Origin of the sequence: Pedobacter suwonensis (assembly GCF_007833675.1) — a bacterium.
Lineage (GTDB): Bacteria > Bacteroidota > Bacteroidia > Sphingobacteriales > Sphingobacteriaceae > Pedobacter > Pedobacter suwonensis.
In genome coordinates this window covers 744,473-763,075 of sequence record NZ_CP031708.1, presented here as the reverse complement: position 1 = coordinate 763,075, position 18,603 = coordinate 744,473, and the positions used below count along the sequence as shown (strand labels likewise).

Sequence of the window (18,603 nt, the reverse complement as noted above, 5' to 3'; positions counted from 1 at the left end):
CACAAAGGAACGTCATGGAATGCGTTTAAAGAATGTCTATAAGGCGTAAGTATAGGACTATCCGCGGTTTTTATTCCGGAAGTATAACGGTTTTGATCCGGTTACTTTTACAAACAACCTTATGAAATAGGAATAATCATCATAACCAAGTTCATTTGCGATCTCTTTTACTGATTTGTCTGAATGATAAAGAAGCCTTTTAGCTTCCAGCATTACGCGTTGTTGGATATTGTTTGAAAGCGATTGACCTGTAGCAGTCTTTATACATTCATTGAGATATGAAACAGAGATGTTCAGGAAATCTGCATACAATGCCGGACGCTTTACGGTTTTGTAACGAAGGTCTAATTCCTTTCTGAAGGCTCTGGCTACGATATTAAACCTGGTGCGGTTTTCAGTGAGGCTGGATTGGGCCTGATATAGTGAACTGGTGAGTGCGGCCAGGCTATTAATGCTCTCTATCAATGTGGAACGATATAAGTTTTCGTCAGGTTTTGTGTAAAGGGTATGAGATAGACCAGCCACCTGCAAAAAAATGGCAAGTGTTTCATTGCTCAGTGATAAAACACTTGCCGGCATCAGCTCGTTTAACATCCTTAGGTTCTCAGGATGGAGGTTTTCCTCCGCGATAATCCAGGTACTGAGTTCGGCTTTTTCAAATGCGATGAGTCGGTGAACCTGACTCGGATGGAGGTAGATGATTGCAGGAGCCTGAATGCTGTAGATTTGAAAATCTATCTCAATATTGGTGATTCCTTTTTCCTGCAATATAAAGGTATAGCCATCATCACGATGGGGCCTGCTAACCTGCTCATTGTCAGGGAACCCATCAAAGTGTTTTCTTAACATCATGATGCCACGGCTGGTGCCATTTGGTAAAACGTTAACCGGGATGTGTTGTGCTCTTTTTGCCATAGCCAGAATAAAACAAAGATATTAGAAATTTAGATCAAAAGCTTTATGCTGGCATTGTTGATCAGTATAGGTAAATGTTGTGGAATCCATCGGGTGAAGTTATTTTTTAGGTGTATTGATGCAACCAATCTGATTGGTTTATCATCTCGTTAATATGGAAATAACAATACATCTTTTCAAAAAACTATATTTCACGTTACTAGCGCTGTTTATCTTCATTAATGCAAACGCACAATACATATTAACCGGTGTTGTAAAAGATTCCAACCAGCAACCCGTTCCGCATTGCTCAATAGGTATTAAAAATAGTAAAGTCGGTACTGTAGCCAATGTCGACGGTATGTTTAAACTGGTTATCCCGGATAGCTTATCACAAAGTCCTGTAATCTTCAGCGCCGTTGGTTTTAATGACCGGCAAGTTGGGCGTTCAGAATTCAAACCCGGGATGTTGGTTACCCTTAAAGAAAAGGTTTTTGATATGGCTGAAGTGGTTATAAAAGGGAACAAAATGAAGGAGCAGCTTATAGGGCAGCGATCCAGACCGATGATAACTTTTTCCAGAATGTTTGACAAAAATGTTCCAAGTATTGAACAGGGAAATATTTTTGAGATCTATAATCAGACTGTACTTAAAGCTTATAACTTTTACATTATCCCCAGCTCAAAATACGCTTCTATTACCTTAAAGTTTAATTTATATGCGGTAAAAAATAATTTACCAGACAGCAATCTTTTAAGAAAACTTATTACCTATCGGACTACTTCTGTAGGCTGGCAAAAAATAGATCTTGCACCATATCATCTGAATTTTGAAGGTTTGGATCAGATTGCCGTAACCCTGCAGCTTGTTGATTATGTGCCAGACAGTAGTGGAAATTTTATTTTTGGGGTTTCAGCAAAAAAGACCCTGGCTAAGGATCTTCTTTTCCGATATCAAAAACAGGGAAACTGGGAAACAAGTGCGGGAACGTTTATTGCTAATCTGGATATCCGATACCAGAAAGGAGGGGAAAACCTAAAGCGGCAGGAAAATTCATTGGCTGATAACAGTCCGGATATTGCGATGTTAGCAGATTACTATCAGCACAAGCAGGAATCCATTAAAAGCGGCTACGGAAGGAATAAGAGAGGTAGTTATATTGATCTTGGTGATGCAAGAATTTACACTGAACAGTATGGTAAAGGAGAACCGTTGATACTTTTACATGGAAATAATGGAAGCATAGCAGATTTTTATCGTCAAATACCCTTTTTTGCAAAGCACTTCAGGGTTATCGCCATTGATACCAGAAGCCAGGGAAGGAGTACTGATTTATCTGAAGAGCCATATAGTTATGACAAATTTGCTAACGATTTATACAAAGTACTTACCGCGTTGGATTTGAAAAAAGTGAATATCATTGGCTGGAGCGACGGAGGGAATACCGCAGTAAGTTTTAATCTGGCACATCCGGATATGGTCAGCAAAATTGTAACCATAGGTGCCAACCTTTATCCGTCTGGTGTTTCAGACAGTTTGATGGCCTCTTTTAAACATCAGTTACTGGCGAAAGTCCCAGGCCAAAACCTCAGATTGATTCAGCTAATGTTGGCGGAACCTAATATGACTCCTGAACAATTGCAGCAAATCGAAAATCCTGTATTAGTTGTTGCTGGCAGTAACGATGTAATTAAAGCCGAGCATACTAAGCTCATTGCAGCCAGTATTGCTAAATCCCAGCTGGAAATCGTGCCGAATGCCACACATTATGTGCCATTTGAGCGACCAGATTACTTGAACAGACTTATTCTTAACTTTTTAGCTCCTCCGTTCAAAAAGGATAAGTAATATCAATTGATTGATCATTAAAATGCAGTTATTGGCTTTTGTATTTTGTTTTCATGTACAAAGAAGCACAATTAGGTATAGAGGAGAACTATAGGAAACGAGTGTTAAAACCCAATACTCTGATATGGCAAAAACAACATCTTCATTATCAAATTACGCAGGTTTACCAGGCTTTTTTTTCCGCTACCTGAACAACAACAGGGATCACGCCGGGCAGTTCGCTAAAAATCCGATGGTGCAGATTATTATCGGGCAGGAAAACGTTTACAGTGGTAACTATTAAGTCCATTCTTCACAGGATTAACGAATTTAAATGAAAATAATTTGAACAAAGGCCATTTTAGCCTTGTTGCTTTAAGCAAACATCAAAATATTTTACCATGAAAAATGAACAAAATACAACATTAAAGAATCCGTTGGAGCAATATCCTAAACCTCCCTTTCAGCGCCAGCCACAGCAACCTCCCGGGCTGGCCAGTAAAATGAGCCCTCAACCAGATCATGGTGAGGAAAGTTACCGTGGTTCGGGCAGGTTGAAGGGCAGAAAAGCTTTAATCACAGGCGGAGATTCTGGTATTGGCCGGGCAGCAGCCATAGCCTATGCACGTGAAGGTGCTGATGTGGTAATCAATTACCTGCCTGAAGAGCAGACTGATGCCGATGAAGTAGTTCAGCTTATTACCGATGCCGGGCAAAAAGCATACGCTATCCCTGGTGATATTACCAACAGCGAATTTTGCAAGCAATTGGTCAATGACGCGGTAGAAAAACTGGGCGGTCTGGATATATTGGTAAATAATGCTGGTAAACAACAGGCGGTTGACTCACTTTCTGAATTAAGTGAAGAGCAATTTGATGCCACGATGAAAACCAATATTTATGCTCCGTTCTGGATTACCAAAGCTGCATTACCACATTTAAAACCTGGATCGGTGATTATATCAACCAGTTCAGTACAGGCATACGACCCTTCAGAAAACCTCTTTGACTATGCACAGACAAAAGCAGCCAATGTGGCTTTCGTAAAATCTTTATCAAAACAACTTGGCCCTAAAGGCATTCGTGTAAATGGCGTGGCACCGGGCCCCGTATGGACTCCGCTGCAAACCAGTGGCGGCCAACCACAGGATGCAATTGAAAAGTTTGGCGAACAAACGCCTTTAGCGCGGCCAGGCCAGCCAGCAGAGTTGGCATCAATTTATGTGCAATTGGCAGATGATAGCGCAAGTTACGCAACCGGACAGATTTACGGTGCCGCTGGTGGAAGCGGGCATCCTTAATAGATCAACGCGCATCCTGAGGGATAAATTATTGCATAAACATTAATGTAAGCGATATGATCGTCATCTCTACCGCAGTGGAGAGATCTTTTAATTTGATTTCGGTCACTTAATCCAAAGATCTTTCCACTTCGCGTTGCTACGGAGATGACGATTCTTTTGTTGGGGCCGTCAATGGTCGCTTGGAGCAATTTTTAAAATGTTTTAAGAGGTTTTGATATTTTGTTAAGCTTGGCCTCGCTCAGCCTGAACAATTTAAGTTACAACCTTATTTTCTCCCAAATACATTTTATCAGAAGTGGAATGCCGCACTTTTGTAAACGTCGTAATCTTAATTTCTTAAAAAAATAAATCGTTAATTAACAGGTGATTATATGCTTTGTAAAAACAATTTGGCGAAAAACCAATTATATGAGCATGAACAATAAACAAGTACCTAAACTTTTGAGAAGCCTATTGATGCTTTTACCATGTTTGATACTAATGGAGGCCTGTAACAAGCCTAAATCAAAAACTGGTGCCGAACTAACCAAAATTACTGGCATTAAATTATACAAAGACCTTGATGCTGAGGTGTTGAGCGATAAATTGAAAGCGGCGTTAAGCAAAAGAGGGAAATCGATGTCGAACCCAAAATTTACGGAGCAAATTTATGAGCAGGCAGATTACCAACCGGTTTTAATAGCTAAATTTCTTCCCGACAGTGGATTAAAAAATGCAGCGAAAAAGATTAGTGCGGCAGAAGAACACGGTCTTTCGGCTGAAAACTTCCAGGCCGCTAAATTAAACGCCGCGTTAGAGAAAATTTACTCCAAAACAGAGGTAAATACGATTGATAAAGCTTATGATGCGGTTATTGATCTCGAATTGATTGCAAGTGGCGCTATTACCGATTATACGGCGGCTATGCAATACGGAATAGTAAGCCCCAGAAAAATATTTGCACAATTTTACACCAAGGTACTCAGACCAGATTCCATTTCGTTTAAAAAGCCATATCAAACCAGTAACATCACAGCTTTTTTAGATAGTATCCAACCCAAATCTGAAGCCTATAGAATGCTACAGACTGCGCTGAGTCAAAAAATTACCGCTCCTGGTCATTCTGCTGAAGAAACGAAGCGAATTATAAAAGTAAATATGGAACGCCTGAGATGGCACACTGCCAAACAGGAAGATAAATATGTATGGGTAAATATCCCGGCTTTTGAACTTCAGGTAATGGAAAAACAAAAACCGGTTTTAAGCATGAAAGTATGTGTGGGGGAAGGTCGCAATACCGGACAGTCAACCCCTTTAACTGAATATGATGAAAATGACCTGAAAAAAGACCGGGCATTTAATCGGGAAACTCCTCAACTGAAAAGTATGATCCATAGTGTGCAGGTTAATCCGGTTTGGAATATCCCTGAAAGTATAGCCAGTAATGAAATTGTGAAGTATGCCTCTCAAGACCGTTATTATTTAAGCAACAAAAATATTGATGTTTTTTATAAAGGAAAAAAGGTTGAGGATACGGAGACTATCGACTGGTCTGCACCTGATGTAGGAAAAACCTATACCTTCAAGCAGCAGCCGGGCGCCGACAATTCGTTGGGTAAAATCAAATTCCTTTTTAATAACCAAAGCAGTGTCTACCTGCATGATACACCAGCCCAAGCTGCCTTTAACCTGGCTGTGAGGGCGGTAAGCCATGGTTGTGTCAGGCTGGAAAAACCTCTGGAACTTGCCAGGGTGCTTTTTGGCCCAGGCGGAAAATTCGATAAAATTAAAGAAGGTATGCAAAGCAAAGATCCAAAAGCCGAAAACATTTCTCTTACCAAACAGGTTGCGGTATACCTGGTCTACTTTACCTGCTGGAAAGATTCAAGTAGCGGTAAGCTGATGTTTGCCAACGATATTTATGGTCAGGATGCTGTACTTTATACGCACTTGAATAAGGCTTAGTCCATGTGGAACTGGCCCTCATCAGTATTATTGTTCAGGGCTGGTAGCGCAGCCAGTGCGGCCTGCTTCTCGTCCAGGTAACGGGAAGCATATTTTTCTGCACTTTTATTGATGAAAAGCACGCTTCCTTCGCCCATTGCACTGATCAATTGATCGGATAGTTTAGGATTCACCGCCGGACAACCCTGGCTGCGTCCTAAACGCCCTAAAGCCTCAATGGTACCCTGGCTTACATATGGTGCACCGTGAATAACAATGGAACGCATCCTCGCATTATCATTATAGCCCGCATCCATACCATCTAAGCGAAGCGATCTTCCATGGGCGCCTACGTATTCTTCACCGGTAACGTAAAAGCCGATACTGCTGCTATACGAATCGTTTTGGTTGGAAAATGTTACCGTTTCATCTTCACCACTGCGCTGCCCATGTGCCACCCAGGTATTTAATACAATTTGCTTTTTACTTAAGTCTAACACATAAAGCCTTTTTCTGGTGCTTTTTTGATCAAAATCGGCAATACTTAAAAGTGCATGCTCAGACAATCTACCAGCTTCCTTAAGGTTATAATATCCTGTAAGTGCTTTTTCAAAAACAGGGTAGGTCAAACCAGAATCCTTTAAATGAACCTGGTTATAAAGTGATTTTACATACGCAGCATAACTCGGTTTAATTGGGGTTGAAACCCTGGCAACAGTTTTTAGATGCCCTGTTTTTTTACCACTCGTAGCCAATAAGAAAAAGCTTAATGATAAAATGATGCAGAAGATGCCCAGAATATATTTTCTCATAGATAACTAGTTGAAATGATTTAAGTAGGGCTTTTTTGCTATAGGCTGTTTGGATTTGATATGTAACAAATATACGACATTGGTAAGCGATTTGCCAAAATAAGCAAAATGCTGACAATCATATGATGATGATAAAAATCGGTCCGGTGTTTTAAAATACTTCCTGTCTATTATTTAAATAATGTTTACGACCAGATTCTGCTAAACTTTTTGACCTTCGTAACGGTTAACTATAATATGGATATCTCACTGGTTACGATCGTTAAAAACCGACGTACTGCACTCGTTAATATGGTTCGTGGATTGGAACGCTGCACACCAAAACCCGCTGAACTCGTGGTTATACATATGAATGAGGAACCCTATCAAATGCCATCCTCAACTTTTCCTGTCAAACAGCAAGTGGTGAACAGTGTGCATCAACTACCGCTGGCAGCGGCAAGAAATGCTGCGGTTTCACTAGCATCTTGTGATCAGGTAATATTTCTCGATGCTGACTGTATCCCGGCACCAGATTTTCTTTCTCTTTATATTGAAGCTTTTTCCAGCGCTGATTCACTTATTTCCGGTCGTGTTCGTTATTTAACCGCTAAGGCGATGGAAAAAAATGACCTTTTCGAACGTCTGATGGAATATAGCATAGCAGATCCCATACGTGAAAATATTGATCAATATCCTTATGAACTTTTTTGGTCGCTTAATTTTGGCTGTAGGAAAACCACTTTTAAGGAAATTGGCGGATTTGATGAGCTTTTTATCGGTTATGGGGCAGAAGATACCGACTTCGCTTTTTCCGCTAAAGCAAAAGCAATACCGATGATTACTATAAGCGCAACAGCCTTCCATCAATATCATCCAAGTTACGACCCTCCAATGAACCATCTTCTAGACATCATCAGCAATGCAAAGGCTTTTCGGGAAAAATGGGGTCTCTGGCCTATGGAAGGCTGGCTAAGCAAGTTTGAACGCGCGGGATTAATCAAATGGTCTAAAGATAGTCTTGAATTAAAGCGCATGCCTTCAGCCCCGGAAATTGAAACTGCGCTTAAATTAACTTAGTTGTGCTGAAAAACAGCGCGGTGAGTATGCATTAAATAGGCTGCAGCACGTTCAGCTGCATCACTGCTGATTAATCCATTCCAGTTGGGGCAACTGGCTAACGAGTTTTCAAGTATTTCTTCCCAATCAACCTGGAATATTTCAGAAGCGGGGATGTGTACTGCGAGTGCCAGGCCTTCGATAATACGTGCTTTTTCTTCCTGTTCTTTAAACGGACGTTCTTCGGATATGGCAATGAAACGTTTGTTGAGCGAAGCACATTCCATCACCGTGTTATGGCCGGCATTGCCTATTACTAGGCAGCAGTTTGCCAAAACAGTGCGGGGATCTTCCAGTTTTCCGTAGAAATGTAAATTATCGATGTTTTTCGAACTGTGGATATTGCCTACAATATGGAATATCCATTGCGGGCATTGAACAGACAGATGTTCCAAAAAATGGTTGTTTATACTTGTGCCACCACTTCCGATCAGTACGGCTACATTCCGTTTGCTGGCATCAGACAAATCTGCACTTGGTGCAAACCGGCTAAGCCCGCCAGTGTAAAAGGTTTTGTTGCTGATCCATTCCGGCACCTGGCCAGACATCCGCTCATCAAACGGGGCTAATAATCCAATCGCATTGCGGTAGCAGATTTGATGTGGTAAATCATCTCGCAGGCCATGCTGCCTCACCACGATTGTGGGTATGCCGCAGAGCTTCGACAGCATAGCCACTTCAACCGAAACATCTACAATAAACAGCAAATTGGGGTTACTGGCCAAAAAGCTGGTGATTGTGTTTACCCGTTGCAGTTGTCCGTTAACATTTAGCGGTGCATAATGCAGCCCGACCGGGCTTTGATCCACAACGTCAAGATCCTGATCGCCAGGCGTATCCATCGGCAGGGAAATGAGCTTTATGTTATTAGGAATCAGTGATCTATACTGTTCAAGCCTGCTTCCCAAAAAAGTGATGTGACAATTTTTAAGTGCAGAGGCAATCGCCAGGCACCGCATCAAATGGCCTGATCCATGGTGATGGACGTAAAAAGCGATTTCCATATCAGGCTACGCTTTTTACGGTCTCTGTTAACAATATTTCGTAAGCATCGATCATCCGTTCGATATCCAGGTTTTCTTCTGCCTGGCGTCGGCAGGTTGCCCGATCCATATCAACAGCCTTGGTTATGCAGTTTGCCAGTTCTTCAGGATCGTTACTGCTCGTTAAACAACCCGTTCCGGCAGTTACCAGATAGGGAAGCGCCCCACGCGAGATCCCCGCTACGGGTGTACCGCAGGCAAGGCTTTCGGCCACAACAAGACCAAATGGTTCATCCCAGCAAGGAGTAATGAGCGCGCATCTGGCATTCCCTATTAATTCATTAAGTGTTTCATGGCTGCAGTTTCCGAGCAGTTCCACACCCTCACCAAGCAGCGGCTCAACATAAGTCTGAAAATAATGTGTATCAGCAATACTGCCGGCCAGTTTAATTGGATATCCTGCCATTTTTGCGGCTTGTATAGCAATGTGTGTGCCTTTATCAGGATGGATCCTTCCAAACCAGACCACGTAATTTCCAGTGGGTTCTGCATAAAACTTCCATAGTGAAATATCCACGCCATTACAAATCACCTCACAATGATTAAGAAAAGGCTGCCATGCAAGTGCATTGGGTTTAGAAACACTCACGTAACGTATTCGTCCTGTTTTACGTTCTTGTAACATGGCCCGCTTCATTTCAAAAATAGGAGGCGTATGTAGTACGGTAACCATTGGCGTGGTTGTGATGGTAGACATGGTAAGCGGAACATAATTAAGGCTGTTGTTGAAGATCACATCATGTTTGCGGCCGTCTATATCCTGCATCAGTTCCAGATAAGCATGGTGTGTAGATATAAAATCTTCACTAAGTTCATGAGCCCTGAACCTGCTCAGCGTTTCCCTGTCGTAATCCACATCGGTAAGTATCACATTAACATTGAGGTCAGGATCGCTCAGTTCGCTTGCATATAAGGTAACCGTATGTCCCCTGGCAATGAGTCTTTTGGTAATTTCGTAAGTGAAAGCCTCCAGTCCGCCCATATATGGCTTGCGGATGGGATGTTTTAGATGTGCTATTATTCCGATATTCATTTGGATTTTTAAAGTTGCTACAATAAGAACTTGATAAAACGCTGAAAGTTTTGAGTAATTCTAAAGCCGAATGCTTATTCTGTGGATTTGTATATTTTAAATCTCGATAATGTATCTGCAACATGTTGTTTTACCGTTTACTGGTCTGGTGCTGGCATTCTTCAAAACCAATTATAGATGGCTTGCGTTTTAGTGGTGATGCAAGGAAAGAAAGAAATAGCAGAACGCATATTGGCTGTGGCTGAACAGCGGGGGGCTGATAAAAGCACCTGCCCATCAGAAATTGCCAGAATGCTCTTCCCCGGTCGCTGGCGGGAACAAATGGCGGCCGTTATGGAGGTGGCGATAGACCTTTGCAATAATGGAAAAATTTCAATTACCCAGAAAGGTAAGGAAGTAGATGTTAAAAAGATTAAGGGACCTGTCCGAATTAAACAAGTGGTGGGCTGAACCTTTTCCTGATTGAGATATCAGGCTTCTCTCTAAACCAATCCAATAATTTTGCAGGATTGGTAATCACCAGCCTGACTTGAATAAATGAGTGTCTTTTATGCGGAGGTTTAATTGTTTCTAAATTCATAAAACCAAATGGCATCCAAATGGTTATATTGATACACATGGGAACGATGATGAAAAAGAAAATAATGGTTTTAGAGGACGATCGTGATATCAGGGAGATCATAGGATTGTTATTGGATGAAGAGAATTATGAGGTTAAATTATATCCTGATATACGGAGCTTTAGAAAAGATTTGCTTTTTACTGATCCGAGCCTGGTGATTTTGGATGTTCGCCTTCCTGACGGAAATGGCCACGACTTGTGCCGGGAGGTAAAAAATGATCAGCGTACACTTGGTGTTCCGGTGCTGATGATGTCTGCACATTGCTCTGTAGCAGACGTTAATAGAAAATGCCATCCAGACGATTTTATTGCGAAACCTTTCAGTATCGATGATTTTGTAGCCAGAGTGAATGCTGTCGTAAACTAAACATTTATAATAGCTTGAACAGATGAATTGGCTATTGATCGGATCATAATAAAGCTATTGATAAGGCTTCGAACCGGAGTTTATTATCGGCAGCATATAACTGATACCTGTGAAGTTCAGCCCGTTTTACTTTTAGGCTCATTTTTTCTCTATTACGGAACAGGTTGATTTTTGACCTGAAAATTTACCAGGGACGTATTTAAGATCGTATATTTGAGTGATAGATCTGGTCTTGATCTCGGGTTAAAATATCGGATCCACCGGCCAGGGACGGATAAGCAGTACAACAATAACCTATGCCTTGAGGAATGATACCATTAATCATTGACCATATCAAGCAAATCGAACATGGCTTCAAGCACATTATCGATGCGGGCGACCAGATTTTGGCAAATCAGGATGAATCGCATCTAGACCTTGCGCTTCAGTTTTTAGCCGATGATAGTTATCAGGTAAGGATGCTGGCCACCTATATTTTAGGGATACTCTCGCCAACCCACCCGGAAGCACTTTTGCTCCTTGAAACACGCGTGGCAGATGATCAAAACTGGCGGGTACAGGAAATGCTGGCAAAAGCTTTCGACCAATATTGCAAAGTTATAGGTTACGGAAAAAGTATTCCTGTGATTAAAAAATGGCTTTCAGCGCTTAACCCCAATATAAAAAGAGCAGTGACTGAAGGACTCCGCATCTGGACGGGCCGTCCTTACTTTAAAGATTATCCGCAAATTGCCATTGAGCTGATCGGTACAAACAAATCTGATGACAGCGAATATTTGAGGAAGTCAGTAGGCAATGCCCTTCGCGATATCAGCAAGAAGCATAAGCAAGCCGTTTTGGATGAAGTTTCGAAATGGGATTTGACAGATAAAAAAACTGCATTTACCTACCGGCTTGTTATGGGAAAATAAAGTATCAAACTTAATAAAGCCTGTCTTTGGGTTTATCATAATCTTATAATGATATTGTATTAATTGTTAAGATTGGACGATAGTCAAAACGTTTAAAATGCGTTGCCCAGTTATTCTTTCTAAAAATAAGGTCATTTTCACCTGGTCTTTTAACGTAATCCTTACTTTTGCAGCAAATGGTTGTGTGATTTAAATATAAATGGAAAGCAAATTTTCTGAAAGTACGCAGGTTACAGTGGTCTCCACTTTTTCTCAACTGATGGATACGGTTTTTAAGGGCGATCTGAATGCCGTATGCTGGCAGCGAGACCTATCAGGCGATTTTAAAGAAATTGTATCTAAACTCGAACTAAAGACAAATCTCACGGAAATTTCGATGGATGATCTCCGGGCGCTCAACCTTTCAGAGCCAGGAAATACTGCGAGAACGCAGATCTTGCACGATTTTGAACGCTTAACAGACGCTGGTGCATCACCTTCGTTAAATTTAATTAAAAGTTACGAGCGTGACGAAGAATTCGATTTCATATCAACAGATGTATATTCTTTTCATGTAGATCGTTCGCCTGTTGGTACTGATACTTTTTTATGTACTTATTATGGGGCTGTGAGTGAAATCTTACCTAATGATCAAGCTGAACAAAAAGTGCGGGTGCCGGAAATCAGACAAAAGCTTAGCGAATTGCACGAGGGTTCAGAGGAAGAATTTGAAAGTTTTTTGACAGAGCATTATTTTGACCTGCATTACCAGGCTAAAACAGGTGCAAGGCCTGTAAAATTGGAAGTAGGTCATTTGTGGAGACTGGCCGTAGCTCATCCTGATCAACAATGTTTACCCTGTATCCACCGGGCACCGCTGGAAAAAGAAGGAGAGTGCAGGTTGTTGCTCATCTGCTAATTGGTTAGCTTAAGTTTCACAAATAATTCGAATATATTTGAAGGATGTTCAACAGCGTTATCTTTTTGCCTGTTATTGTTCTGGCGGGTATGGCTTACAGTATCTTAGCTAAAAAACTTACCGTTATAGCGGCGTTTGCCGGAGCTATACTGGCTTGCTTGATTTATTTTGCGGCTGGTTACACCGGCCTGGCGATGATGACCACGTTTTTTATTTTGGGTTCTGCTGCCACTTCATGGCAGCGAAATAAAAAACAGATTTCTGCTACGATAACCGAAACCAGGAATGGCCGTACGGCACTCCAGGTATTGGCTAATGCCGGGGTTTCCGGTATAGCGGCTGTAGTGATGTTGTTTTATCCTTCGCTGAACTATTTAATGCTTACGGCAATGGCGGCCGCTTTTGCCTCAGCCACATCAGATACCTTATCATCTGAACTGGGGATGCTTTATGGAAGGCGTTTCTTTAATGTGATGTCTTTCAGACCTGACCGCTGTGGAAACGATGGGGTAATCAGTTTAGAAGGAACATTGATCGGTGTGGCAGGCAGTATTATTATAGCAGCTATTGAGGCGCTTGGATCTGGATGGAATATGAATTTTTATTTGATCATTATTGCCGGCACGGCGGGAAACCTGACTGATTCTATTTTGGGTGCTGTGCTGGAGCGTAGAGGCATAATTGGCAATAATATGGTTAATTTTTTAAATACATTAACAGCAGCCTTGCTGGTTATGGTGATGAAAATAATTTTCGGTTAGAGATATTATTATCCAAATGCATATGGTGAAAATCGATGAAGTGATGTGCTATCATTTATGTGTCGTTTTCAGGCTAAAATGTATTAAAAAACCTTGAATATCAGTGTTTTTACGCCTTTCTTCATTAATTTGTAAAATCCCTCGTTTATCCGGTTGAAAGTTTGTTTTAGCTGATTTTATAATAAGCTTTTTTGTGATATTTAAGTATTGTTTAGTTCTTATAAGATCATGAAAAAAATCATTTTTGTTTCAGTGCTGGCAGCCTGTGGATTTTCAGGTTACGGCCAAACCTATCAACCGATTACCAGTAAAAATAAAACCTACCTGGAAACATTGAAAGGAGTAAGTTACACCTATAAACAGGGCGTTGTTACCCTGAAGAATAATGGCAAGTATGCGCTGGGTACAGTGAGTATTAAGGCCTCATCAAAAGTAGACAGCAGCCTGTTTGGGATCGCGCTATTTGAAGATGGTATTGACAAAGGAGAGACCGTTAAAGCCGATGTTTACTTTACGACAGGCCTGGGTAAAAATGTACATGAAATGCCGTTAAATCAGATTGATCAAAAGAACCTGCTGTTATCTTTTGATAAGGCAACCCGGGCTGCGAAATAAGTGTTGAGATTCTTCAATTTTTTATAATCAGAACTGACCATGAGTATCGATCACGATTAAGTATCAAACGCACTTAACAGATGATAAATATTTAACACTGGATTAATAATCGATATCTAGTTTTGCAGTATAAATATTTGGTTAGTATTTATAAGTTTAGGTTAGTTGATAAGAAAAGCCCGGATGGATATCAGGGCTTTTTATATATTAAACTTTACGCTAAACGTCTTATTGACCTAATCATTTTGGTCAAGTGTGAGTAGTCAGGTGCCAGCTATGATGATAGTTAGAACTGATTGCAGTATTTATTTCACACCGGTTACCATGTAAATACTTTGGCCAACTGCGCCTTCATAACCAAATACCAGTTTGTATTCGTAAAAATTTTCGATTTCACTTTTAAACGAATCAAAAGAAGGTGTTTCTTTGGAGGCATATTTAGGATCCCATTGAAACTTACTTCCGATTTTTAAAGTCGCTTTATTACCGTTATTTGCATGGTTGTTGATTAACTGAACAGGGGTGATGATGTTTTCCATATCTTAATTTTATTGATCTTCTCTATAAATTAACGACTGGCCAGCCCGATTGTTTCCACCTTAATGTAACAATCATGAAAACGTATGGGTGCCTATCGAGTTAAATCAACAGAAGAATAAAAAATGAAATTCTTCGGGTTTTCATATCGAACCAGCATTTATATAAAATGGTATAAGAATACCACGTCGCCTACGTAAGCCGGTTTAGGCTGGTCTTTAATCACAAGCGTAGCCTGGATGGTTACTTTAGTAATTCCTCTTAAATTGCTGATGCACATAAGTTTAGCTTTTAACTGTACTTCATTATCCACTAAAACAGCCTGGCCAAATTTGAAGCGTTCAATACCATAATTGATTTCCATTTTAATATTGCGCACATCGGCAATCTGTTTCCATAAATAGGGGATTAAGGACAGGGTTAAGTAGCCATGTGCAATCGTTGCCTTAAATGGCCCTTCATTTTTAGCCCGTTCGGTATCAGTGTGAATCCATTGATGATCTAAAGTCGCATCCGCAAATTTATTGATCTGCTCCTGGTCTATAGTGTGCCACTGTGAAATGCCTAGTTCTTTACCCAGATAGGATTCGTACTCCTCGAAATTATTGATCACCAACATATATTTTAGTTAAAAAGTTTGTATTGTTTTAAATTCTTAGGCACAACAATCCTTTAGCTGTTTAGTTTCAATTACTTTTCTATGACCAATCACCTGTGATAACACGATGTTTGCTACGATACCGGGACAAGAACATTTAAATAGGGGTTTCTTGGATAGGAATAGGCCAGGAAAGGATATGTTCTTACAGACTTCCCTTCAGCAATCAATAATTTAAAAGCACAAGTCAGGCTTTGACTTAAGCTTAGCACACTAACACTTCCCCTAGATAGCGATAAAATTCAAAATGATATTATATGTTGACTAAATATTTTATTTGATATATTTAAATTAAAATTTAGATTTGTCTAAAATTATATTTAGATAAATCGTTTTTTATGAGATTGCTATCCATTTGTTTTTGCTGTTTATTGATATCGCTAAATGCTATTGCCCAAAATGCGACAGTTAAAGGCATAGTTACATCAAATGGCGAAGTTCTGGAAAATATCACCATTAAAGTTTCAGGTAGTAAAAGTTCAACAAAATCAAACCATACAGGAAGTTATGTATTAAGAGAAGTTCCTTACGGTATTTGTGATCTGGTGTTTTCTGGCATTGGTTATCAGACTCAAACAGTCAGGGTAAGCTTGAAAGCAGATACTGTTACGGTTAATGCCGATTTGTTAAGCCTGGCTGCCAACTTAAACGATGTAGTCATTACCGGGGTAAACCGGGCCACACAACTACGGAAAAGCCCGGTACCCATTGCTGTACTTTCCAGAAAAACAATGGACCAAAACGTAAATACCAATTTAATAGATGCTATTGTGAAAGGCGTGCCGGGTATTACAGCAGTTACTACCGGCCCAAACGTTTCTAAACCATTTATCAGGGGCTTAGGCTATAATCGCGTGCTAACTTTGTATGATGGTTTGAGGCAGGAGGGACAGCAGTGGGGCGACGAACATGGAATTGAAGTAGATGAATACGCCATTACCAGGGTAGAGGTGGTAAAAGGTCCGGCCAGTTTAACCTATGGGTCCGATGCTTTAGCTGGTGTAATTAATATGATCCCCTACACGCCTGGTTTTGAAAACGGGAAGTTAAAAGGCGATTTTACCGCAAATTATCAAAGCAATAACGGAATGATTGGTTCATCAGTAGGGCTGGCTTACGTCAGAAATGATTGGAAATATACCTTTAGGGCTACGGGAAAAACGGCACATAATTACCGGAATAAGATTGATGGATTGGTGTATGGAACCGCTTTTAGAGAGTACAATCTATCTGCCAGTGCCAGGTTAGATAAAAGCTGGGGTTTCTCTAAAACAGCCGTTACCTATTACGATAATGTAATGGAAATTCCCGACGGCAGTAGAGATTCTTTATCAAGAAGATTTACCAGGCAGGTGTTGGATGACGGAGACGATATCAAAAACAGGCCTGTTGTGGCAAAACACCATCTGAATACCTATGTCATTAACCCTTTACATCAACACATTCAACACTTCCGTTTTTATAACACGAGTCAGTTCAAATTCGGAACCAGTGATTTAAATGTATTGGTTGGCGGCCAACAGAGTGTAAGAAGAGAATATAATCATCCTACAAGGCCAAATCAGCCCGGGCTTTACGTGGTACTAAACACTTTTAATTATGATCTTAAGTACAACCTGCCCGGTTTTGCAGGTATAGAAAGTACTGTTGGACTAAATGGCATGTACCAGGTTAACAAGAGTAAGGACGCTACCGATTTTCCAATCCCGGATTATAACTTCTTTGATATTGGTGCATTCTATTTTGCAAAAAAATCAATGGGTAAGGTAGATGTTTCAGGAGGAATCAGGATCGACAGGAGAAACATCAATTGGGATGATTTCTATGTGGGTACTAACATGCTAACGGGTTTTGATAAACGGGTAAGTGCTGGCGACCTAACTGGAAAACTGCAATTTCCATCTTTTACTAAAAATTATTATGGTTTATCTGGAAGTCTGGGCTTAACTTACAACATTTCAGAAAGGTTTTTGGTTAAGGCCAACATTGCCAGGGGTTACCGGGCTCCAAACATTACAGAAATCGGTTCCAACGGACTGGATCCGGGTGCGCACATTGTATATTTAGGGAACAGGACATTTAAACCAGAATTTAACCTTCAGCAAGATCTTGGTATGATCGCCTATTTAAAAGATGCCGATATCAGCCTGGAACTGTTTAATAACCAGATCCAAAACTACATTTATCAATCACGCTTAACCGATGCCAATGAGAATCCGGTGGTTATTGTTCCGGGAAACCTCACTTATCAATACCAGCAATCAAAAGCCAGGTTATACGGTGCGGAAATTTCTATCAATCTGCATCCCAACGCTTTAAAATGGCTGAGTTTTAATAATAGTTTAGCTTATACCATAGGATTGAATCAAAACCGGGAACTATTGGATCAGTATGATGATGAGGCCAGATACCTACCTTTTATTCCGCCTTTGCAGGTGAGGACGGAAATCAAGGCAACCGCTCAAAAACCTATAGGCATTTTTGATAAACCTTATATCAAAATAGATGCTGCCCTCTTCGCCGATCAGGACAAATTTTATGCGCTTGACAATACAGAAAGCTTTACGGCAGGCTATACCTTAATTAACGGCGGGATCGGATCAACGCTGATAACAAAAAAAGGAAAAACCATCTGCGATATATTTCTTCAGGCCGATAATATTTTTAATGTGGCTTATCAGTCTAATTTAAACCGATTGAAGTATTTTGAATATTATAACCGATCACCCAATGGCCGGTCGGGGATTTACAATATGGGCAGGAATTTAAGTTTTAAAGTGATAATTCCACTTTAAGAGTTAAAAAAAATGCTTTTGCCTCAGATCAATAGATTTACCGCATTTCTTTTATCAGTCATTGCGAGGAGGAACGACGAAGCAATCTTTTTAATTGAAGATATGTTATATGAAATGAGCGTTTGCGGTCCTTGGAGGCCCGCCAGTCCCGCTTTTCATTTCAAGTCCTCTCCCGATTGAAAAAATCGGGATGCGGGCTTTACATTGCAATCGGGTTTAAGAACAAAGGTTTCTGCGCCCCTGCAGCCTTGCAAATGAAATACTGCATTAGCCACTTAGCCCCGGTTGCAGCGATACCCTGCAGTAACGAGGTTACGAGGCAGCAAAGCGTATAAGCGGAAAACGGGAGGATGCTTATTGTTTTGTACAAGCGTTGCGCTACAGTTTTGTAAATGTATTTTAAATATCAGTTTATATCAATAATTATATGGGGTATTAACCGTTTTATTTGGACGACTGTACCCTATTTACCTATCTTTATCTTGAAGCATCAAACATTAAAAA

At 40.6% G+C, this 18,603-nt stretch carries 18 protein-coding genes; 12 read left to right on the top strand and 6 right to left on the bottom strand.

Going from position 1 to position 18,603, the window contains the following annotated elements; translation table 11 throughout:
• Nucleotides 1-57 precede the first annotated feature (57 nt).
• The gene (locus tag DV942_RS03080; RefSeq protein WP_090985574.1) at nt 58-915 is read right to left on the bottom strand and encodes a helix-turn-helix domain-containing protein; all 858 of its coding nucleotides are present in this window, start codon (nt 913-915) and stop codon (nt 58-60) included.
• Nucleotides 916-1,069: 154 nt separating this feature from the next.
• Here DV942_RS03080 and DV942_RS03075 point away from each other — a divergent pair, with 154 nt between their 5' ends.
• The 4 genes from DV942_RS03075 to DV942_RS03065 all read left to right on the top strand — a co-directional run bounded on the left by DV942_RS03075 (nt 1,070) and on the right by DV942_RS03065 (nt 5,970).
• Nucleotides 1,070-2,743, top strand: a complete 1,674-nt coding sequence (locus DV942_RS03075) for an alpha/beta fold hydrolase (RefSeq protein ID WP_134203773.1) — start codon at nt 1,070-1,072, stop codon at nt 2,741-2,743.
• Between the two features lie 124 nt (nt 2,744-2,867).
• Nucleotides 2,868-3,026, top strand: a complete 159-nt coding sequence (locus tag DV942_RS23390; RefSeq protein WP_159435265.1) for a hypothetical protein — start codon at nt 2,868-2,870, stop codon at nt 3,024-3,026.
• A gap of 97 nt (nt 3,027-3,123) precedes the next feature.
• On the top strand, nt 3,124-4,023 hold the full coding sequence (locus DV942_RS03070) for an SDR family oxidoreductase (RefSeq protein ID WP_090985578.1): 900 nt from the start codon (nt 3,124-3,126) through the stop codon (nt 4,021-4,023).
• Nucleotides 4,024-4,440: 417 nt separating this feature from the next.
• Nucleotides 4,441-5,970 (top strand): L,D-transpeptidase family protein, encoded by a 1,530-nt coding sequence (locus DV942_RS03065; protein WP_244950812.1) that lies wholly within the window; start codon nt 4,441-4,443, stop codon nt 5,968-5,970.
• Here the strand turns inward: DV942_RS03065 and DV942_RS03060 are convergent.
• Nucleotides 5,967-6,761, bottom strand: a complete 795-nt coding sequence (locus DV942_RS03060) for a murein L,D-transpeptidase catalytic domain family protein (RefSeq protein WP_134203771.1) — start codon at nt 6,759-6,761, stop codon at nt 5,967-5,969. The genes DV942_RS03065 and DV942_RS03060 overlap by 4 nt on opposite strands.
• A 237-nt stretch (nt 6,762-6,998) precedes the next feature.
• Between DV942_RS03060 and DV942_RS03055 the strand changes: the two genes are divergently transcribed.
• A complete protein-coding gene (locus DV942_RS03055; RefSeq protein ID WP_134203770.1) occupies nt 6,999-7,820 on the top strand; it encodes a glycosyltransferase family 2 protein in 822 nt (273 codons plus the stop codon).
• Here the strand turns inward: DV942_RS03055 and DV942_RS03050 are convergent.
• Both DV942_RS03050 and DV942_RS03045 read right to left on the bottom strand, forming a co-directional pair.
• Complete coding sequence (locus tag DV942_RS03050; protein ID WP_090985585.1) at nt 7,817-8,863, bottom strand: glycosyltransferase; 1,047 nt, start codon at nt 8,861-8,863, stop codon at nt 7,817-7,819. The two genes, DV942_RS03055 and DV942_RS03050, sit on opposite strands and share 4 nt — an antisense overlap.
• A gap of 1 nt (nt 8,864) precedes the next feature.
• Nucleotides 8,865-9,935: a glycosyltransferase family 4 protein gene (locus DV942_RS03045; protein ID WP_090985589.1), complete on the bottom strand. Its 1,071-nt coding sequence runs from the start codon at nt 9,933-9,935 to the stop codon at nt 8,865-8,867.
• Between the two features lie 177 nt (nt 9,936-10,112).
• Between DV942_RS03045 and DV942_RS03040 the strand changes: the two genes are divergently transcribed.
• From DV942_RS03040 to DV942_RS03015, 6 genes are all read left to right on the top strand, one after another.
• A complete protein-coding gene (locus tag DV942_RS03040; protein WP_244278848.1) occupies nt 10,113-10,385 on the top strand; it encodes a DUF3253 domain-containing protein in 273 nt (90 codons plus the stop codon).
• A gap of 149 nt (nt 10,386-10,534) precedes the next feature.
• On the top strand, nt 10,535-10,924 hold the full coding sequence (locus tag DV942_RS03035) for a response regulator transcription factor (RefSeq protein WP_244278849.1): 390 nt from the start codon (nt 10,535-10,537) through the stop codon (nt 10,922-10,924).
• 308 nt (nt 10,925-11,232) lie between these two features.
• Nucleotides 11,233-11,835: a DNA alkylation repair protein gene (locus DV942_RS03030; RefSeq protein WP_134203769.1), complete on the top strand. Its 603-nt coding sequence runs from the start codon at nt 11,233-11,235 to the stop codon at nt 11,833-11,835.
• A gap of 199 nt (nt 11,836-12,034) precedes the next feature.
• Complete coding sequence (locus DV942_RS03025) at nt 12,035-12,733, top strand: DUF1826 domain-containing protein (protein ID WP_090985597.1); 699 nt, start codon at nt 12,035-12,037, stop codon at nt 12,731-12,733.
• Between the two features lie 44 nt (nt 12,734-12,777).
• Nucleotides 12,778-13,494, top strand: coding sequence for a DUF92 domain-containing protein (locus tag DV942_RS03020; RefSeq protein WP_090985599.1), 717 nt, complete (start codon nt 12,778-12,780; stop codon nt 13,492-13,494).
• Between the two features lie 228 nt (nt 13,495-13,722).
• On the top strand, nt 13,723-14,109 hold the full coding sequence (locus DV942_RS03015) for a hypothetical protein (RefSeq protein WP_090985601.1): 387 nt from the start codon (nt 13,723-13,725) through the stop codon (nt 14,107-14,109).
• Between the two features lie 305 nt (nt 14,110-14,414).
• Here DV942_RS03015 and DV942_RS03010 read toward each other — a convergent pair whose 3' ends face one another.
• Both DV942_RS03010 and DV942_RS03005 read right to left on the bottom strand, forming a co-directional pair.
• Nucleotides 14,415-14,648, bottom strand: a complete 234-nt coding sequence (locus DV942_RS03010) for a hypothetical protein (RefSeq protein WP_090985604.1) — start codon at nt 14,646-14,648, stop codon at nt 14,415-14,417.
• A gap of 158 nt (nt 14,649-14,806) precedes the next feature.
• Nucleotides 14,807-15,265 (bottom strand): MaoC family dehydratase, encoded by a 459-nt coding sequence (locus DV942_RS03005; RefSeq protein WP_090985606.1) that lies wholly within the window; start codon nt 15,263-15,265, stop codon nt 14,807-14,809.
• A gap of 377 nt (nt 15,266-15,642) precedes the next feature.
• On the opposite strand from DV942_RS03005, the gene DV942_RS03000 reads away from it, so the two are divergent.
• The gene (locus DV942_RS03000) at nt 15,643-18,099 is read left to right on the top strand and encodes a TonB-dependent receptor (protein WP_145855202.1); all 2,457 of its coding nucleotides are present in this window, start codon (nt 15,643-15,645) and stop codon (nt 18,097-18,099) included.
• Nucleotides 18,100-18,603: the final 504 nt, after the last annotated feature.